This window comes from Marinobacter sp. M3C (genome assembly GCF_023311895.1).
Lineage (GTDB): Bacteria > Pseudomonadota > Gammaproteobacteria > Pseudomonadales > Oleiphilaceae > Marinobacter.
On the sequence record NZ_CP092284.1, the window covers coordinates 3,713,085 to 3,730,836 of the forward strand.

The following is a 17,752-nucleotide window of genomic DNA, read 5'->3' on the forward strand; positions in this document are numbered from 1 at the left end:
TGACCTTTTTATCGCCCTGGCCTCTGCCAACCGGGCTGCCACCGGTGGATCACGGCCATGCTGTGGGAGAAGTGAATGAGAGCTACCTGGATTTTGGAACTGGAGTAACATCGGTTTTTGGTTGGCAGGCCACTTTAGGCATACCCTTTTTTTGTTTTTTGTTTATTGCTTTTGGTTTTCCAGTTATTTTTTATGGTCTTACAATCGCTCATGGTAAAGAATGGACTGCCGCAGTCGAAGTTTTTAAAGAAACGTATGACTACGGCTTCTGGATCGCTGTTTGGGGAGCTCTCTTTGGATTCTTCATGCTATCTCTTCCCCGCTGGTTGGCTTATGGCAGATTAAAAAACGTGATCCCCACCCGTTTCAACCGCCAACGCCGCGAAGTGTGTTTCGTCCCAGAGGGCCAAAAAGAACCGATTTTCGTCCCCTGGGAAGAACTGGTGGCCTGGGTCACGGAAGCCCAGGGTGTTACCGAATATGGCGTACAGCGCCAGTACGGTTTCGGTATTGGTTTTTATCATCCTGAATCCGGCGAGAAATACACTCTGGAGTTTCAGACTTACGGCCAGTTCCAGGCTATCAGCAACTGGGAAGCAATCCGCGCCTACATGGAATACGAAGTCCACACTCTAAAAGAGATTCAGGATCCGTTAGATCTTCAGGGCCCGGACGATCCACCTTGGGAGGGCGTTCACGTCTTCCGCAATGCCCGAAAGCGTCTGCATGATGAGTATCGGGAAGGCAAGCGCGGAGTGTTCTACCTGATTGGCTGGTACCTGTACCACCTCATGACCTTCTGGACGATTCCGAACCGACTGGTGGAGTGGGAGGTCAAAAAGATCAAGCGCATGAGCCAAAAGACGCTGCCCAAGGCAATGTCTGAGTGGTCGGAACCACTGCCTGAAGAGCAGTGGGCAAAGCCCAGTGACGGGCTGAAACGCCAGAGCAAGCGTGTACTTGAGTTGCAGAAAGCCAATCCCCGAACGCCGATTATGGAGATTTTCGCCCAGGTTGGTGAAGAGTTCTCGGACGAGGCCTCAATGAATACTTGACCGGGTGGCCCCGTACAAGAGGCACCAAAAGCAGAGATCAACTGGCGGCAACTTCGCCAGCCATTAATAGTAATGGATAGTCTTTGATGAACCCGAAATATGCCCAATCAGAGCAGACACCCCGCGCGGGGCGTTCCGAGCCCTTCCCAAGCGGCCGACTGACCTTTTTATCGCCTGGACCCCTTCCAACTGGCCTGCCACCGGTGGATCACGGCCATGCTGTGGGAGAAGTCAATGATGGCTACTTGGATTTTGGGACCGGGGTGACTTCGGTGTTTGGCTGGCAGATGACGCTGGGCGGACCTTTTGGTTTGTTTTTTTTTATTGCTTTTCTTATTCCTATGATGGGCTTTTTATTATTTTTTTGGCTAGGTAACGGTTTGCCCGACGCGATGCATGCCCTCCGAGGTGTGTTTGATATTACCTTCTGGCTTGCTGTTTGGGGCAGTCTCTTTGGTTTTTTTATGCTCTCTCTTCCTCGTTGGCTGGCTTATGGCAAGTTGAGAAACGTGATCCCCACCCGCTTCAACCGCCAACGCCGTGAAGTGTGTTTCGTCCCAGAGGGCCAAAAAGAACCGATTTTCGTCCCTTGGGAAGAGCTGGTGGCCTGGGTCACGGAAGCCCAAGGCGTTACCGAATACGGCGTACAGCGCCAGTATGGCTTTGGCATCGGTTTCTATCATCCGGAAACAGGCGAAAAATATACCCTGGAATTTGAAACTTACGGCCAGTTCCAGGCCATCAGCAACTGGGAAGCAATCCGCGCCTACATGGAATACGAAGTCCACACTCTAAAAGAGATTCAGGATCCCTTGGATCTTCAAGGCCCGGACGACCCGCCTTGGGAAGGTGTTCACGTTTTCCGCAATGCTCGAAAACGCCTTCATGATGAGTATCGGGAAGGCAAGCGCGGAATGTTCTATCTAATCGGCTGGTACCTCTACCACCTCATGACCTTCTGGACCATCCCGAACCGACTGGTGGAGTGGGAGGTCAAAAAGATCAAACGCATGAGCCAAAAGACGCTGCCCAAAGCAATGTCGGAGTGGTCGGAACCACTGCCTGAAGAGCAGTGGGCAAAGCCCAGTGACGAGCTGAAGCGCCAGAGCAAGCGGGTGTTGGAACTGCAACTTGCCAACCCTCAAAGACCTATTATCAAAATCTTTGCTCAAATGAGCGAATAAATTTAAACCAATGTTCAGGGAGAGCATGAGGACCAAAGCAACGGACGCGATTTACCTTTTCTGCTTTTCCTGCCCTGCATTAACCTCATTGTTGCGCTGGCTTCCTTAGCTTGGGCGATATTCAACATCGATGCCTACTTGATGGCTATGTCTGAGTTAGTTGTTGCGCAGCTATACTTAGAGCAGATATCTCCTCATCGGAGGTTATGCCATGAACGACAAAGCCTTTCACTTCCTCATGTTGCAACTAGGCCAGCTGACACCCAGCCAGCGGCATCAACTACACCGCTATTTCCAACAGGCCGATACGGGCGCGGCGGACACGCTGCTCGTCGAGCACTCTCCCACCTGCTGTCCGCATTGCCAGGCATCGCGGCTCAGGCCACAATCTGCCGCGTTACCGTTGCGCCCAATGCAGGCGTACTTGCAATCCGTTGACCGGAACTCCGTTGGCACGCCTGCGTAAACGTGAGCAATGGTTCTGCTACGCTCAGGCGCTAATCGACGGCAAAACCGTGCGCCAGGCTGCGACTGAGTGTCACATCAACAAGAACACGGCCTTCTTGTGGCGCCACCGCTTCTTGGCTCTGGTTGCGGGGCATCAGGCTCAACGCGAGTCCGGCATCGTGGAAGCGGATGAGACCCTCTTTCTGGAGTCCTTCAAAGGCCAGCGAAAAATCTCTCGCAAGGCCCGTCAGCGGGGCGGAGTCAGCCTAACTCGCGGAACGGGGCCCGACCAAATTCCAGTGCTGGTGGTGCGTGATCGGACCGGGGAAACCGCAGATTTTATCTTGCCAAAGCTCAATGCCATCGAAGTCAGCCGCGCACTCAAGCCGTTGGTCGCAGCGGATGCCTGCCTCTGTACTGACGGGGCCTCGGTTTATCGGGCTTTTGCGAAAAAAGCGGGAATCGAGCACCAGGCTGTATCTGCTCGCCGGCCCCGTGTCCGCGGTGCTTTTCATATCCAGAACGTCAATGCGTACGACAGTCGATTGAAAAACTGGATGATTCGGTTCCATGGTGTGGCGACCAAATACCTGAAGAACTACTTGGGTTGGCGACGGTTGCTGGAGCGATACCCTGAGCTAACTCCCGAATGCTGTTTGTTGGAAGCAACCGGTCGAGTATCGCAACAACTAATTGGGACATAGCCTTTTTTTACCGTTAAATCTAAACCGTGGCAACCTTGAACTCGTTGGCCAGGTCCTGCAGTTGGCGCGCCAAACGAGCCTGCTCTTCAGTCACTTGGGTGATTTCCTGGGAGCCGGTCAGGGTCAGCAGTGCTGATTCGCTAACCGATTCCATATTGCCTGCGACTTCCCGGGTGACCGATACCTGCTCCTCCGACGAGGCGGCAATCTGCGTCGCCATGTCGGAAATGTTGTTAACGTCGGCCAAAATATCGGCAAAGGTCTGTTCCAATTCTTCGGCTTGGAGGCTGGTTTCCGTCGCCAACTTGTGGCTACTTATGATGGATCGGCTGGCGCTTGCGGTCATATCCGTCACGCCCTTGATGATATCTTCAATGCGGGTGGTCGATTCATGGGTCTGGCGTGCCAGAGTCCGCACTTCGTCGGCCACTACCGCAAAGCCGCGGCCGTGTTCACCGGCGCGGGCGGCTTCAATAGCCGCGTTCAGGGCCAGCAGGTTGGTCTGCTCTGCGACCTTGCGGATCACGTCGACTACATCACTGATATGGCTGCTGCGCTCTTCCAGCTCTTCAATCACCTTATTAACCTGCTGCACCGAATCTGCCAGCGAGCGGATACGGCTAACACTGCCGTGCAGCACTTGCTCGCCGGTTTTGCTTTTCGCCATAGCGCTGTTGGCCGCATCTGCCACCTGCTGCACGTTGCGTGAAATTTCTTCTGACGTGGCAGTCATTTCTTCGGTTGCCGCCGCAACCTGCTCGATCTGTTGCTGCTGGCTGCGGATTTGCTTCGCATTTTGGCTCGCGGTGGAGCTGGTTTCTTCGGTCGCCGTGGCCAGCTGTATGCTGGACTGGTCGATCAGTTTCAGTGCTCGCCCGAACACACTGAATAACTCGTTTGTGGCTTTGCCAAAGGCGCCAAGTTCATCGCTGCTGGTAATCACAATGGGCTGGCGCAGATCTTTGTTGTCCATGGCAAAACGGATGCCGTCGAGTAAATTGGTTATTTGCCGGTTAATCGCCTTGATAATCAGCACCATCAGCACCAAAGCAATCAGCGTTGCCAAACCCGCCAGCACGACGGCAGTAATAAGTTCTGAGCGGGCGCTGTCAAGGTGGCGCTGGGCTATGTTGTGGGATTCATTCAGTATCAGGGTGCGAACCTGATTCATGGCCTGAATACGGCGGGTGGTTGTGTCGAACCACTCAGTGGAAATAAGGTCGAGCATGCCGGCGGTCGAACTGAACAGGGTGTTACGCATGTCAGTCATGGCAAGGCTTTGGCTCGATGCTTCAAAATCTATCAGGCGTTGGCGCCGGGGTGAATCGGTTGGCAGCATGGCAACGGCTGCGCTCATATGTCCGTCTTGTGCACCCGCCAGTTCCGCCAGTTGATCCAGACGGCTCAGGCTGAACTCGCTGGTGCTGATCAAAACGGCGCCCTGAGCTCTTTCTGTTCCGGCATTCTCGGCGGCTTCTGCCATATTCAGATAAGCGTTTACCTGACGGGTAAGCTCGGCATTGTCGGTACGGCGGATAATCAATGGAATGCGGTCAATCAGCTGGCGGACCATTACCGTATAGCGCGCCGCTGATTCTGCTGGCTTTATTGTGCCATCCAGAATGGACTGACGCAGAGCGGCCAGACCAGACAGGCTGTTTTGGGACTCTTCAATACTGGACAGAACACCAGAATCAAATTTTTGGGCCTGCATTATATCAGGAAGCTGGCGACGGTATTGCGCAAGCTGCTGATCTGTAATCTGTTTCTGGGCTTGCAGTGACTCTAATGCGATTTCTCTCTGATCGGTGTCGGCGTTGTTGGTCAGCACAATAGCAGAGCGGCCACGCTCAACCTGAAGAGCGTCTATTACTGGGTCGGCAAGGGCCACGAGGTTAGTCATGCCCTGCAGTTCACCCATCTCTTTCAGATCACTGTAGTCGCTGATGACACTTTGGCTGGCGAACAGCAGCATGGCCAGAAGCACCGGTAAAACAAGAACAATCAGTTTGCTACGCATGGATAATGATCTAAGCCAGTTCATAATAGTATCCTGCGAAAAGCGACGGCTTTTGATGGTGAGTCAGATGTGTCTGTCTTTTCGGTGTACCGGATAAGACGAAGACCAGTCGGGGGAAATGTGCTCATGGGAATCTGACTACTTAAAATGTGGACGTTAGGAAGAGCCTAAGAAAGAAGCAAAGTAATGTCTAGTTTAGCAATACGACGCAGAATACCTGTTTAGGGGTATCAGCTAAGCACCTGACGAAGGTCAATGCACTGCAGATTGCACGGCGTATGGTTTCGTAACTCTATGTATGGAAGACGGTTATGGAACTTGTATGTCCGGCCGGCAGCTTGCCGGCGCTGAAAGCAGCTGTGGATAACGGCGCCAACGCGGTTTACCTTGGCTTTAAAGACAGCACCAATGCGCGCCAGTTTAAAGGTTTGAATTTTAATGACAAGCGCGCCTCAGAAGGCATTGAGTACGCCCACAAAAAAGGCGCGCGGGTGTTCTGCGCAATTAACACCTTTCCTCAGCCTCAGGGCTGGAAAACCTGGACCGCCGCGGTAGACCGGGCCGCAACGCTGGGCATAGACGCGATGATACTGGCAGACATGGGGTTACTGGACTATGCCGCCAGTCGCTACCCCCAAATAGACAGGCATTTGTCGGTACAGGGGTCAGCCACCAGCTACGAAGCGTTACGCTTTTATAAAGATAATTTCGGCATTCGCCGTGCGGTGTTGCCGCGGGTGCTATCGCTGGACCAGATTCGCGGCCTGGCGAAGCACAGCCCGGTAGAGCTTGAAGTATTCGCCTTTGGCAGCCTGTGCATCATGGCCGAAGGCCGCTGTTACTTATCTTCTTATATCACGGATGAATCGCCTAATACCCGCGGTGCTTGCTCGCCAGCCAAAGCCGTGCGCTGGCAGGAAACGCCCCAGGGATTGGAATCACGGCTTAATGGCATTTTGATTGACCGCTACGGCAAGGGCGAATCCGCTGGTTACCCAACCCTGTGCAAAGGTCGCTTTGAAGTAGAAGGCAGCGTTTACCATGCCATTGAAGAACCGGTCAGCCTGAACACCATAGACCTGCTTCCGCAGTTGCAGGAGCTGGGCATCAGCGCGGTGAAAATTGAAGGCCGCCAGCGCAGTCCTGCTTATATCGCCGACGTGGCCAGCACCTGGCGCCAGGCTCTGGACCGGCTTGAAAATAGCGCCGCTGAATTTGTGGTAGACCCGGCCTGGAATGCCACCCTGGCAGGTTTGTCAGAAGGCGGCCTAACCACCATCGGCGCCTATCACCGCAAATGGAAATAAGATGAAAGATCCTATGCTCAAAGTCTCATTAGGCCCTGTACTTTGGTTTTGGTCACGGCAAACCGTGTTTGATTTTTACGCCAACGCTGCGGAATGGCCGGTAGATACGGTGTACCTGGGTGAAACCGTATGTGCCCGCCGCCGCGAACTGAAACTCGTCGACTGGCTAGAAATTGCGAGCGTACTGAAGGATGCTGGCAAACAGGTGGTGCTCTCTACCCAAACTCTGATTGAATCCGAAGCTGATCTGCGCCTGCTGCGCCGCATTTGCAGTCAACAGGATTACCTGATTGAAGCCAATGACCAAAGCGCGCTACAGCTGGCCAGTAGCAATAATTTGCCCTTTGTAACGGGGCCGGGCCTGAACATTTACAACGTTGCGACGTTGAAGGTGCTGGCAAAGCGTGGTTTGAAGGGGTGGAACCTACCCGTGGAGTTGGGCCGTGAAACTCTGGTCGAGCTGATTGCAGAGTTAAAAGCCGAAGGCCTGGATTTGCCAGTGGAAGTGTTTTCCTGGGGTTTTTTACCCTTGGCCTGGTCGTCGCGCTGCTTTACCGCACGCCATTACAACCTGCCAAAAGACAACTGTGAATTTCGCTGCTTACAGCATCCAGATGGTTTGGAATTGCGGTCCCGTGAAGCCCAGGAGCTGTTTCGCCTGAACGGCACATCGACCTTGTCTGGCGCCCGTTATAATTTGTTGCGGGAGCTTCCAGATATGGTCGCCATGGGTGTTGATACCGTGCGCTTGAGCCCGGAGCACCAAGGTATGGCCGAGGTGGTGCAGCGTTTTGATCAGGTACGTCGGGGTGAAATACCCCATAGCGATCCATTAACCTTGGTGGAAGCGCCACCGTGCAACGGCTACTGGTATGGTCAACCGGGTATGGATCAGCGGGCTTAGCCGCTGACGCCGATGCTCCACTCCAGGCTGTCCAGCAGATTTTTCAGTGCCAGGCCCAGTTCGGTGTCGCCCTCAATCACCAGGCGGCGTTGGAAAAACAGCTGGTCTGGGTCCTGATTCCGTTCGGCCAGGGTTTTGAAAGCGCTCAGAGAACCCCGAATGGTCGCCTCACCTGGGCCGTTTACAATGCGCAGCCTGCCCGCCCAGAACCCAAAAGTGACACCGGGCTGACCGCCATTCAGCTCCAGGCGAATTCGGTGCCCTTCAAAATCATCAAACTCGCCGTCGGCAATGGCTTCGGCAAACAACCCGTTCAACGGCGCTTCGATGATCAGCTGTTTCAACACCAGCGGAATGCGATGATCAATAGCGGCCAATAACTGAGAAGGCGAGGGTAGATACTCGTTCAGCAGCGCCAGTGAATCGGTCATTAACGGGTTAGCGACCAGTTCTTGGCTTGCGGCCTGCACACGGGATATGCCTGGCAGCGTATGGAATGCAGATAGTGAGGGGCGCGGCAAAAAGGTTGGCATGTGCAGGGCCATGAGTGTCTCCGTTGTTGGTCAAACACGCCGCAAAGGGCACGTATGGAAACCCCTACATTAACCAAGGCTGGCCCGTGCCGCGTTGATATCGCTCAGCTCTTGTGCAGACCCTCTTCAACAGCCCACACCGCGACTTCCACCCGCGACCGCAAATTGAGTTTTTTTAGCAAGTGCTTCACGTGCACTTTGACCGTGCCGTCGCTGATGTCCAGCTTGCGGCCGATCATCTTGTTAGACAGACCTTCGGCGATGAGCTTCAGAATGTCTTTTTCCCTTGGCGTCAGGCTGTCGAAGTCTGGCCGCGCCGGCTGTTGCGATTTGTTATTGCGCAGTGCGTCTGCCAGCAGGGAGGTAAGGCGTTCGCTGATGACCAGCTTTCCTACGGCGGCCTGGTGCAGCTGTTTAATCATATCCTCCGGTTCCATATCTTTTAGAAGATAGCCGTCGGCACCAGCGCGTAATGCTTCAACCACATCGTCTTGCTGGTCTGACACGGTGAACATAATAATGCGCGAGCTGATGTTGTGGGCTCGTAGCTGCCGCAAGGCTTCAATACCGCTCACGTCCGGCATATTCAGATCCATCAGGATCAGGTCTGGTTCCAGTTCCAGAGCAATGCGCACGCCGTCCGTCGCATTGCTGGCCTCGCCTGCTACCTCAAGATCCGGTTCCATTTCGATCAGTTGCTTGATGCCCTTGCGCAATAAAGGGTGATCATCTATCAACAGTATGCTTGCAGGTGTATCAGACATGGCTTTCTCTTTATGTGGGTAAACCGTCAATTGAAATCCGCGGTTTGCGGGATATTGGCCGGTTTAACCGGGATCAGGTTCCGGGCGTGGGGAATAAAATGCAAACTCACTTCTACTCCTCCTTGCGGATGATTGGCAACCGTTAGCTGGCCGCCCAGTGAGCGGGCACGGTCTTGCATAATGATCATGCCGTAATGGTTCTCTGGCTGGTCTGAATCGGGTAACCCGCGACCGTTGTCACGAATTTTAGCCTTAACCTGCGGAGACTCGAAACTGACGTCGACCCACACCGCTTCGGCCTTGCTGTGCTTGACCGCGTTGGCCAACGCTTCGCGCACAACTTGAAGCGTGTGAATTTCTTCATTGGGCGACAGCGTCTGTGTGGGCAGTTTGTACACCAGATTGACGGGTTTGGCCATGCGTTCAGAAAACTCGTGCACGGTCTGGCGCAGTGCGGCGCCAAGGTCCGGTGTGTCCAGCTTCAAGCGAAAGGTCGCTAACAGTTCCCGCAACTGACGATAGGCACTGCTTAAACCTGTGCTTAGTTCGTCCAATACTGCGTCATAACCGGTTTTTTGTGGGCCGTCCATGTTCATTCTGCGCAATCGAGTGACCTGAATTTTAAGGTACGACAAAGACTGGGCCAGGGAATCGTGGAGTTCGCGGGCAATAACGGTGCGCTCTTCGGCCAGCGTTCGCTGTTGTTCCTCGGTAATTTGCCGCTCCAGAAATATGGCTGTGGCCAGCTGATCGCTTAGAGTTTCCAGCAGCCTTCGTGCGGTTTTAGACAACTCTTGTGAGGCCGGGTACCAGACCTCCAGTGTGCCCAGCAGTTGGCCAGGGGTGCGAATGGGCAGGAGCAAACGGCGGCCGTCATTGCCGGGCATTGGCAGCTCGTCGTGTTCCTCTTCGGTCACCAGGCAGGCGCTGCAGCTGTGATCGCGGCAGTAAAATGGGCGCACCATTGTAGCAGTAGTGACGGCTTGAACCGGCTCTGCGGAGGCTTTGTCGTGCAGGTACAAGTTGATAGGGCCTATGCCGAGCATCTGCTCCAGCTGCTTCAACATGGGCACTGCACCATCGCACAAGCTGTGATTCGCAAACAGAGTGCGGCTGGACGAATGCAGTAATTCGAGCGCAGCATGGCTTTTCTCCAGCTCTTCGGTTTTGGTTTGGACCTTGCTTTCCAGTTCGTAGTAAGTGAGCGCCAGCTCGCTGGTCATCTGGTCAAGCGCCGACCCGAGCTGCGCCAGCTCATCAGAGCCACGCAGCTCGGCCTTGCGGGAAAAATCTTGCTTGCTCACGGATTCGGCAATGCTCACCAGTTTTCGTAGCGGCCGTAGAACTCGCTTTTTTAAGTCCAGAAACAGCGCCAATACGATCAGGATAGCGAACACCAGACTGATCACCTGTATCAGGTCCAGCAGGCGGATGCGGGCTTCGGTGCGATGTTCAAGCATAGACACCAGCACATCGACATTGTCCACGTAGCTTTGAGTGGTGTTAATCATCGAGCCTGTTAGCGGGTCTCCGGGCCGGTGTTGTGCCAGCATGGGGCCGACGCTGGAGTTCCACTGGTTGACTACGTCGCGGTAGCGTTGCGCCAGCGGGTGATCTGTTGTGAGTGGTAATGACTGGACAATATCAGCGTGGACCAGGCGCTGATTGTAGAGGCTTACCATCTGGTCCAGGGCCTGGCGCCCATTGGCGGTATTCTGGTCTTCCAGTCGCGCTACCTGCGCCAACAACTGATACGCGCCCATACGCAGAGTGCCCGCCAGGTTGATGGCGGTGGCGTTACCGGCAATGCTTTGTGACACCCCCAGAGTGACCCCCATACTAACAATGGCGGTGAGTACAATCGCACTGACAGCGATGGCAATCCGGGTAACGAGTGAGCTTCTGGAGGTCATAGGATTTTTTAAGTGGCGAGTGGGTATTGATTGAATGCCAACTACCTCCTTACGGATAGACAGCTACCCACGAGGTTGTTAAGCCATCATAGTCTTTGACCGCCAGACAGGCAAAGTAAGACACTCAAAGGCACGTCTGCCAACAGGATAAAGCTATGAGTGTGGGGCCAGGGCCGTCCGAAATCCGAGTTTTGCAGCTATCGGCCGACAGCACGGAACCGGATGACGAACGGGGCGACGAACTAGGCGAAGAGCGCTACGCATCGCTGTTGTTAGTGTTACCACTAGCGCTGGCCGGTTTCATTATTGCGGCCGCCTGCTGGACCCTCTTTGCGGTGGTCGGCGTGACTCTTCGCAACGATTTTCAGCTGAGCGAGCTTCAGTTTGGCCTGTTACTGGCAATGCCGATGGCGGTGAGTGCATTGCTAGCGGTCCCGGCAGGACTGTTTGCGGGTATGTGGGGTGCCAGGAAAGTCATGTTGTGGTGCCTTACAGGCCTGGCGTTAAGTATGGCGCTGGTGTTCTTTGCCGATAGTTTTGCTGGTTATATTCTCGCCGCTGGTGGTTTAGGCCTGGCCGGTGGTTTTTACAGTGCGGGTCTGCAATTTGTAACCATTCATTGCCGGCCGCAACGGCTCGGGCTGGTGTTGGGTGTGTTTGGTGCGGGTATTACCGGCGCCGGTTTCAATTATTACCTGGTGCCACTTCTGCACCAGGCCTACTCCTGGCAAGGTGTTCCTCTGGCTTATGTCATTGTGCTGCTGCTGATATTGGCACTGTTTCTGATGCTCACCGAGCCCGACGACCAAACCGCACCCTTTGCGAGCAATGCCGCGACCTGGCGCAAATGCTGTGCGCCAGGGGTTTGGAATTTGTGTGGTTATTTTTCCATTATTGCCGGCAGTTTTTTCGCATTGGCCCTGTGGCTGCCGGATTACCTGTCAGCACGTTCGGGCCTGCCAGTAGGCCTGGGTGCGCATCGGGCTTTGTGGTTTGTATTGCCGGGGGCTCTGGCACAGATTGCGGGCGGTGCGCTGGCCGATCGTTTAGGTAGCAGCCGGGTCGTTATATGGGCATTGCTGTTGGCGCTGGCGGCGCTATTTGTGTTGTCTTACCCACCGATGACTCTCTCGGTACAAGGTGTGGGGCGCTCTTATCATCTAGAACTTTTGCTGCCGCGGGTGTGGGAAGGCGGTGTGATGACTGTGCTCGGAGCCGCCCTGGGCTCGGCTATTGGTGCTCTGCAGCGGATGATTATTCTGGCAAGCCGTGAAGCGGCTGCGGTAATGGCAGGCGTTTTGCTGCTGGGTGCGTTCGCTGTGGCATTCGTGTTGCCCATTGTATTCGCCGCCATCAACGCCTGGCTGAATGTGCGTTCTGCGGTGTTCATGCTGCTGTTCGTGATGCTGGTAGTCTGTATTTTATTGTTCGCTCGAAACACCCGGCGGCGTGAGCGCCGCAAGCTCTCGCTCGCAGCGCCCCGAGTGGTCTAGGTGCCGCCTACCCCCCTGGTGGTAGGGGCTGGTTAAGAGGTAGTAACCACGCTGCTTTCGCTATTGGGTTGTCACACAATGGTCTCAAATCGTTAATGCGATCCGGCAAACGGAGAGAGAGACCATGAGTCATTTGATCGACAAGCTGAGCTACTTCAGCAAAAAGCGTGAATCCTTTTCTGGCGACCACGGCGAAACCCATACCGAAAACCGTGACTGGGAAGACAGCTATCGCCAGCGCTGGCAGCACGACAAAATTGTGCGCTCTACCCACGGCGTAAATTGCACCGGCTCTTGCAGCTGGAAAATCTACGTTAAAAACGGTCTGGTCACCTGGGAAACCCAGCAAACCGATTACCCCCGTACCCGCCCGGATCTGCCTAACCACGAGCCTCGTGGTTGCCCTCGTGGCGCCAGCTATTCCTGGTACATGTACAGTGCTAACCGCCTGAAGTATCCACTGATGCGAAAGCATCTGATGCAGCTCTGGCGCGCCGCCCGCGTTCAGTTCAACGACCCGGTGGATGCCTGGGCCTCGATTGTGGAAGACCCAAAGAAAACCGCTGAATACAAGCCACGCCGCGGTTTGGGCGGTTTTGTGCGTTCCGACTGGAACGAAGTGAACGCGCTGATTGCAGCGTCTAACGTGTACACCGCCAAAAAACACGGCCCGGACCGCATCATCGGCTTCTCACCGATTCCTGCGATGTCGATGGTGTCTTACGCCGCGGGTAGCCGTTACCTGTCGCTGATTGGCGGCACGTGTCTGAGCTTCTACGACTGGTACTGCGACCTGCCGCCGGCTTCCCCACAAACCTGGGGCGAGCAAACCGACGTTCCTGAATCCGCAGACTGGTACAACTCCAGCTACATCATTGCCTGGGGCTCCAACGTTCCGCAAACCCGTACTCCGGATGCCCACTTCTTTACCGAAGTGCGCTACAAAGGCACCAAAACCGTTGCCATCACTCCGGATTACGCCGAAGTTGCGAAGTTGTCTGATGAGTGGCTGAACCCCAAGCAAGGCACCGACGCCGCGCTGGGTATGGCTATGGGCCACGTGATTCTGAAAGAGTTTCACGTTGATAATCCCAGCGCCTACTTTACCGATTACGTGCGCCGCTACACCGACATGCCGTACCTGGTGAAGCTCGACAAAATGGAAGACGGCCGTTACGTGCCGGGCCGGTTCCTGCGCGCCAGCGATCTGGTGGGCGGACTGGGCGAAGAGAACAACCCCGAGTGGAAAACCATTGCCATTGATGAAATTACCAACCAGCTAACCGCGCCAAACGGCTCTATCGGTTACCGCTGGGGTCAAAAAGGCAAGTGGAATCTGAAGCAAACTGCAAAAACAGAAGATGTAAATCTGCAGTTGTCGATGGTTGAAAAGCACGACGAAATTGTGGACGTTGCCTTTCCGTATTTTGGCGGCATCAAGCACGAGCATTTCAAATCCGTTGAGATCAGCGACACCCTGACCCACAAGCTGGGCAGCCGAAAAATTGAACTGGCAGACGGCGAAGAAGCTTTAGTCGTCACCGTATACGACCTGATGATCGCCAACTACGGCATCAGCCGTGGCTTGGGTGAAGACGACGGCGCTACCGACTACGACCAGATCAAGCCGTACACACCCGCCTGGCAGGAAAAGATCACCGGCGTACCCGCTCACAAAGTGACGCGCATCGCCCGTGAATTTGCCGAGACTGCTCACAAAACCAATGGTCGCTCCATGATCATCGTGGGTGCCGGCATGAACCACTGGTACCACATGGACATGAACTACCGCGCGCTGATCAACATGCTGGTCATGTGTGGTTGCGTGGGCCAGAGCGGTGGCGGTTGGGCCCACTATGTAGGTCAGGAAAAACTGCGCCCACAGACCGGCTGGCAGCCTTTGGCCTTCGGCCTGGATTGGCAGCGCCCGCCACGCCAGATGAACGGTACATCCTTCTTCTACGCTCACTCTGGTCAGTGGCGCTACGAGAAACTGGACGTAAGCGAGATTTTGTCGCCGCTGGCGGACAAGTCCAAATTCGGTGGTAGCCTGATCGACTACAACGTACGCGCCGAGCGTATGGGATGGTTGCCGTCTGCGCCGCAGTTTAACCGTAACCCGCTGGGCATTGCCGCCGAAGCGGAAAGCGCCGGTATGGACGTGCCAGCGTACGTGACTCAGTCCTTGAAGGACGGCTCACTGGCGTTTGCCTCGGAAGATCCGGAAGCCCCGGAAAACCACCCGCGCAATATGTTCATCTGGCGTTCCAACCTGTTGGGTTCTTCCGGCAAGGGCCACGAGTACATGCTGAAGTACCTGTTGGGTACGACGAGTGGTTTGCAGGGCAAAGATCTGGGTCACGACGGTGGCGTCAAGCCGCAAGAAGTGAAGTGGCACGACAAAGCGCCGGAAGGCAAGCTGGACCTGCTGGTAACCCTGGACTTCCGCATGTCCACCACCTGCCTGTATTCCGACATCGTTCTGCCTACCGCTACCTGGTATGAAAAAGACGACCTGAATACCTCGGATATGCACCCGTTCATTCACCCGCTGACCGCGGCTACGGATCCGGCGTGGGAATCCCGCAGCGACTGGGAAATCTACAAAGGCATTGCCAAGGCATTCTCCAAGGCGTCTGAAGGTCATCTGGGTATCCAGAAAGACGTGGTTACCGTACCGCTGTTGCACGACGCACCCGCTGAACTGGGTCAGCCGTTCGATGTAAAAGACTGGAAAAAAGGCGAGTGCGAGCTGATTCCGGGTAAAACCGCGCCCAACTTCATGACCGTTGAGCGCGATTACCCGAACACTTACGCGCGCTTTACGTCCCTTGGGCCTCTGCTGGACAAGCTGGGTAACGGTGGCAAAGGCATCAATTGGAACACCGAAAAAGAAGTGGCGTTTCTGGGTGAGCTGAACCACAAACACCTTGAAGGCGCCAATGCGGGCCGGCCGAAAATTGACACGGCCATTGATGCCTGTGAAGTGATTCTGAGCCTGGCTCCGGAAACCAATGGCCAGGTCGCTGTGAAAGCCTGGGCTGCGTTGTCTGAATTCACCGGGCTGGATCACACGCACCTGGCACTGAACAAGGAAGACGAAAAAATCCGCTTCCGCGACATAGTGGCGCAGCCGCGCAAAATCATCTCCAGCCCGACCTGGTCTGGCCTGGAAGACGAGCATGTGTCCTACAGCGCAGGCTACACCAACGTGCACGAGCTGATTCCCTGGCGCACGCTGACCGGCCGCCAGCAGTTCTACCTGGATCACGAATGGATGCGCGCTTTTGGTGAAAGCCTGCTGGTGTATCGCCCGCCCATCAACACCAAAGCGGCGGCACCGCTGCTGAACGCCAAGCCCAACGGCAACCCGGAGAAGGCGTTGAACTTCCTTACACCGCACCAGAAGTGGGGTATACACAGTACCTACAGCGACAACCTGCTGATGCTGACCCTGTCTCGTGGCGGCCCCATTGTATGGCTGAGTGAAGACGACGCCCGCGATATAGGTGTGGAAGACAACGATTGGATAGAAGTGTTCAACGCCAACGGGTCTTTGTCAGCGCGGGCGGTGGTTAGCCAGCGGGTGATGCCGGGCATGGTGATGATGTACCACGCTCAGGAGCGCATTGTGAATATTCCCGGCTCGGAAATTACCGGCAGCCGCGGTGGTATTCACAACTCGGTTACCCGGGTGTGCCCGAAGCCCACTCACATGATTGGTGGCTATGCCCAGTTCTCGTACGGCTTCAACTACTACGGCACCGTGGGTTCCAACCGCGATGAGTTCGTTGTAGTGCGCAAAATGAAGAACGTTGACTGGCTTGATGGCGAGGGCAGCGACACTGTTCAGGAGAGTGTGAAATGAAAATCCGTTCCCAAGTAGGCATGGTGCTGAACCTGGATAAGTGCATTGGTTGCCACACCTGTTCAGTGACCTGTAAAAACGTATGGACCAGCCGTGAAGGCATGGAGTACGCCTGGTTCAACAACGTTGAAACCAAGCCCGGTATTGGTTACCCGAAAGAGTGGGAAAACCAGGACAAGTGGAAAGGCGGTTGGCTACGCGACCCTAGCGGCAAAATCCGCCCCCGCATCGGTGGCAAGTTCCGGGTGTTGGCGAACATTTTCGCCAACCCGGATCTGCCGGAAATTGACGACTACTACGAACCGTTCGATTTCGATTATCAGCACCTGCACACCGCAGGCGATAGCAAACACCAGCCGGTTGCACGGCCGCGGTCGCTGATCACCGGCAAGCGCATGGACAAAATCGAGTGGGGCCCGAACTGGGAAGAAATCCTGGGCACCGAGTTTGCCAAGCGTCGCAAGGATAAAAACTTCGACCAGATTCAGGCCGACATTTACGGCCAGTTTGAAAGCACATTCATGATGTACCTGCCGCGTCTGTGCGAGCACTGTCTGAACCCCACCTGTGTGGCCAGCTGTCCCAGCGGCGCCATCTACAAGCGGGAAGAAGACGGCATTGTGCTGATCGATCAGGACAAGTGCCGCGGCTGGCGCATGTGTGTATCCGGCTGTCCGTACAAGAAAATTTACTTCAACTGGAAAACCGGTAAATCCGAGAAGTGCATCTTCTGCTACCCACGGATTGAAGCCGGTATGCCCACCGTGTGTTCGGAAACCTGCGTAGGCCGGATTCGCTACCTGGGCGTGCTGCTGTATGACGCTGACCGGATCGAAGAAGTAGCCAGTACCCCCGGCGAGCACGAACTGTACGAGAAGCAGCTGGAAATCTTCCTCGACCCGTTTGATTCAAAAGTGATCGAGCAGGCGACGAAAGACGGCGTGCCGATGAACGTAATCGACGCGGCCCAGCGCAGCCCGGTCTACAAAATGGCGGTTGAATGGAAACTGGCCCTGCCGCTGCACCCGGAATACCGCACTCTGCCCATGGTGTGGTATGTGCCGCCCCTGAGCCCGATTCAGTCAGCCGCCGAAGCCGGCCAGGTCGAGTTTGACGGCGTACTGCCGAAAATCGAAAGCCTGCGCATTCCAGTGAAGTACCTGGCCAACCTGCTCACCGCCGGTGACGAAAAGCCCATCGTACGTGCGCTAAAACGCATCATGGCCATGCGCTTGTACAAGCGTGCTGAAACCGTAGACGGCGTGGAAGATTTGCGGGCACTGGAAGAAGTCGGGTTGACCAAAGCCCAAGCCGATGAAATGTACCGCTACTTGGCCATTGCCAATTACGAAGACCGTTTCGTGATTCCCACCGGTCATCGCGAAATGGCCAAAGAAGCCTTCCCCGAGCGCGGTGGTTGTGGTTTCAGCTTTGGCGACGGCTGTAGCAGCAGTAGCAGTGAATTCAACATGTTCGGCGGCAAAAGCCAGACCACCACCATGGTGCAAAAACTGACCACGGTGAAACAGGTTGACCCGAAACAGCTGCAGGATTGAGGAG

At 55.2% G+C, this 17,752-nt stretch carries 11 protein-coding genes and 1 pseudogene; 8 read left to right on the top strand and 4 right to left on the bottom strand.

Translation table 11 applies throughout. The annotated features are described in order from the left end of the window. Positions 1-44 precede the first annotated feature (44 nt). From MIH18_RS17380 to MIH18_RS17390, 3 genes and pseudogenes are all read left to right on the top strand, one after another. A complete protein-coding gene (locus tag MIH18_RS17380) occupies positions 45-1,055 on the top strand; it encodes a hypothetical protein (RefSeq protein ID WP_249013078.1) in 1,011 nt (336 codons plus the stop codon). Between the two features lie 86 nt (positions 1,056-1,141). Then, the gene (locus MIH18_RS17385) at positions 1,142-2,239 is read left to right on the top strand and encodes a hypothetical protein (RefSeq protein ID WP_249013079.1); all 1,098 of its coding nucleotides are present in this window, start codon (positions 1,142-1,144) and stop codon (positions 2,237-2,239) included. A gap of 211 nt (positions 2,240-2,450) precedes the next feature. Continuing rightward, a pseudogene (locus MIH18_RS17390) lies at positions 2,451-3,390 on the top strand (IS1595 family transposase). A 19-nt stretch (positions 3,391-3,409) separates the two neighbouring features. On the opposite strand, the gene MIH18_RS17395 reads toward MIH18_RS17390, so the two are convergent. Further along, complete coding sequence (locus MIH18_RS17395; protein WP_249013080.1) at positions 3,410-5,434, bottom strand: methyl-accepting chemotaxis protein; 2,025 nt, start codon at positions 5,432-5,434, stop codon at positions 3,410-3,412. A gap of 287 nt (positions 5,435-5,721) precedes the next feature. Here MIH18_RS17395 and MIH18_RS17400 point away from each other — a divergent pair, with 287 nt between their 5' ends. Then, positions 5,722-6,717 (top strand): peptidase U32 family protein, encoded by a 996-nt coding sequence (locus tag MIH18_RS17400; RefSeq protein WP_249006115.1) that lies wholly within the window; start codon positions 5,722-5,724, stop codon positions 6,715-6,717. 13 nt (positions 6,718-6,730) lie between these two features. Beyond that, positions 6,731-7,621, top strand: a complete 891-nt coding sequence (locus tag MIH18_RS17405) for a U32 family peptidase (RefSeq protein WP_249014643.1) — start codon at positions 6,731-6,733, stop codon at positions 7,619-7,621. Here MIH18_RS17405 and MIH18_RS17410 read toward each other — a convergent pair. The 3 genes from MIH18_RS17410 to MIH18_RS17420 form a co-directional block, all read right to left on the bottom strand. Further along, on the bottom strand, positions 7,618-8,166 hold the full coding sequence (locus tag MIH18_RS17410; protein ID WP_249013081.1) for an SCP2 sterol-binding domain-containing protein: 549 nt from the start codon (positions 8,164-8,166) through the stop codon (positions 7,618-7,620). The genes MIH18_RS17405 and MIH18_RS17410 overlap by 4 nt on opposite strands. 92 nt (positions 8,167-8,258) lie before the next feature. Further along, positions 8,259-8,918 carry a two-component system response regulator NarL gene (gene narL, locus MIH18_RS17415; RefSeq protein WP_249013082.1) on the bottom strand — a complete coding sequence of 220 codons (660 nt, stop codon included), beginning with the start codon at positions 8,916-8,918 and terminating at the stop codon, positions 8,259-8,261. A 26-nt stretch (positions 8,919-8,944) separates the two neighbouring features. Beyond that, positions 8,945-10,831 carry a histidine kinase gene (locus tag MIH18_RS17420; protein ID WP_249013083.1) on the bottom strand — a complete coding sequence of 629 codons (1,887 nt, stop codon included), beginning with the start codon at positions 10,829-10,831 and terminating at the stop codon, positions 8,945-8,947. Positions 10,832-10,986: 155 nt separating this feature from the next. Here MIH18_RS17420 and MIH18_RS17425 point away from each other — a divergent pair, with 155 nt between their 5' ends. The 3 genes from MIH18_RS17425 to narH all read left to right on the top strand — a co-directional run bounded on the left by MIH18_RS17425 (position 10,987) and on the right by narH (position 17,748). Next, entirely contained in the window at positions 10,987-12,324 is a 1,338-nt protein-coding gene (locus tag MIH18_RS17425) for an MFS transporter (RefSeq protein WP_249013084.1), read from the top strand. Positions 12,325-12,448: 124 nt separating this feature from the next. Next, positions 12,449-16,192, top strand: coding sequence for a nitrate reductase subunit alpha (locus MIH18_RS17430; RefSeq protein WP_249013085.1), 3,744 nt, complete (start codon positions 12,449-12,451; stop codon positions 16,190-16,192). Further along, entirely contained in the window at positions 16,189-17,748 is a 1,560-nt protein-coding gene (gene narH, locus MIH18_RS17435; protein ID WP_249013086.1) for a nitrate reductase subunit beta, read from the top strand. The genes MIH18_RS17430 and narH overlap by 4 nt, the downstream gene beginning before the upstream one ends. Positions 17,749-17,752 lie beyond the last annotated feature (4 nt).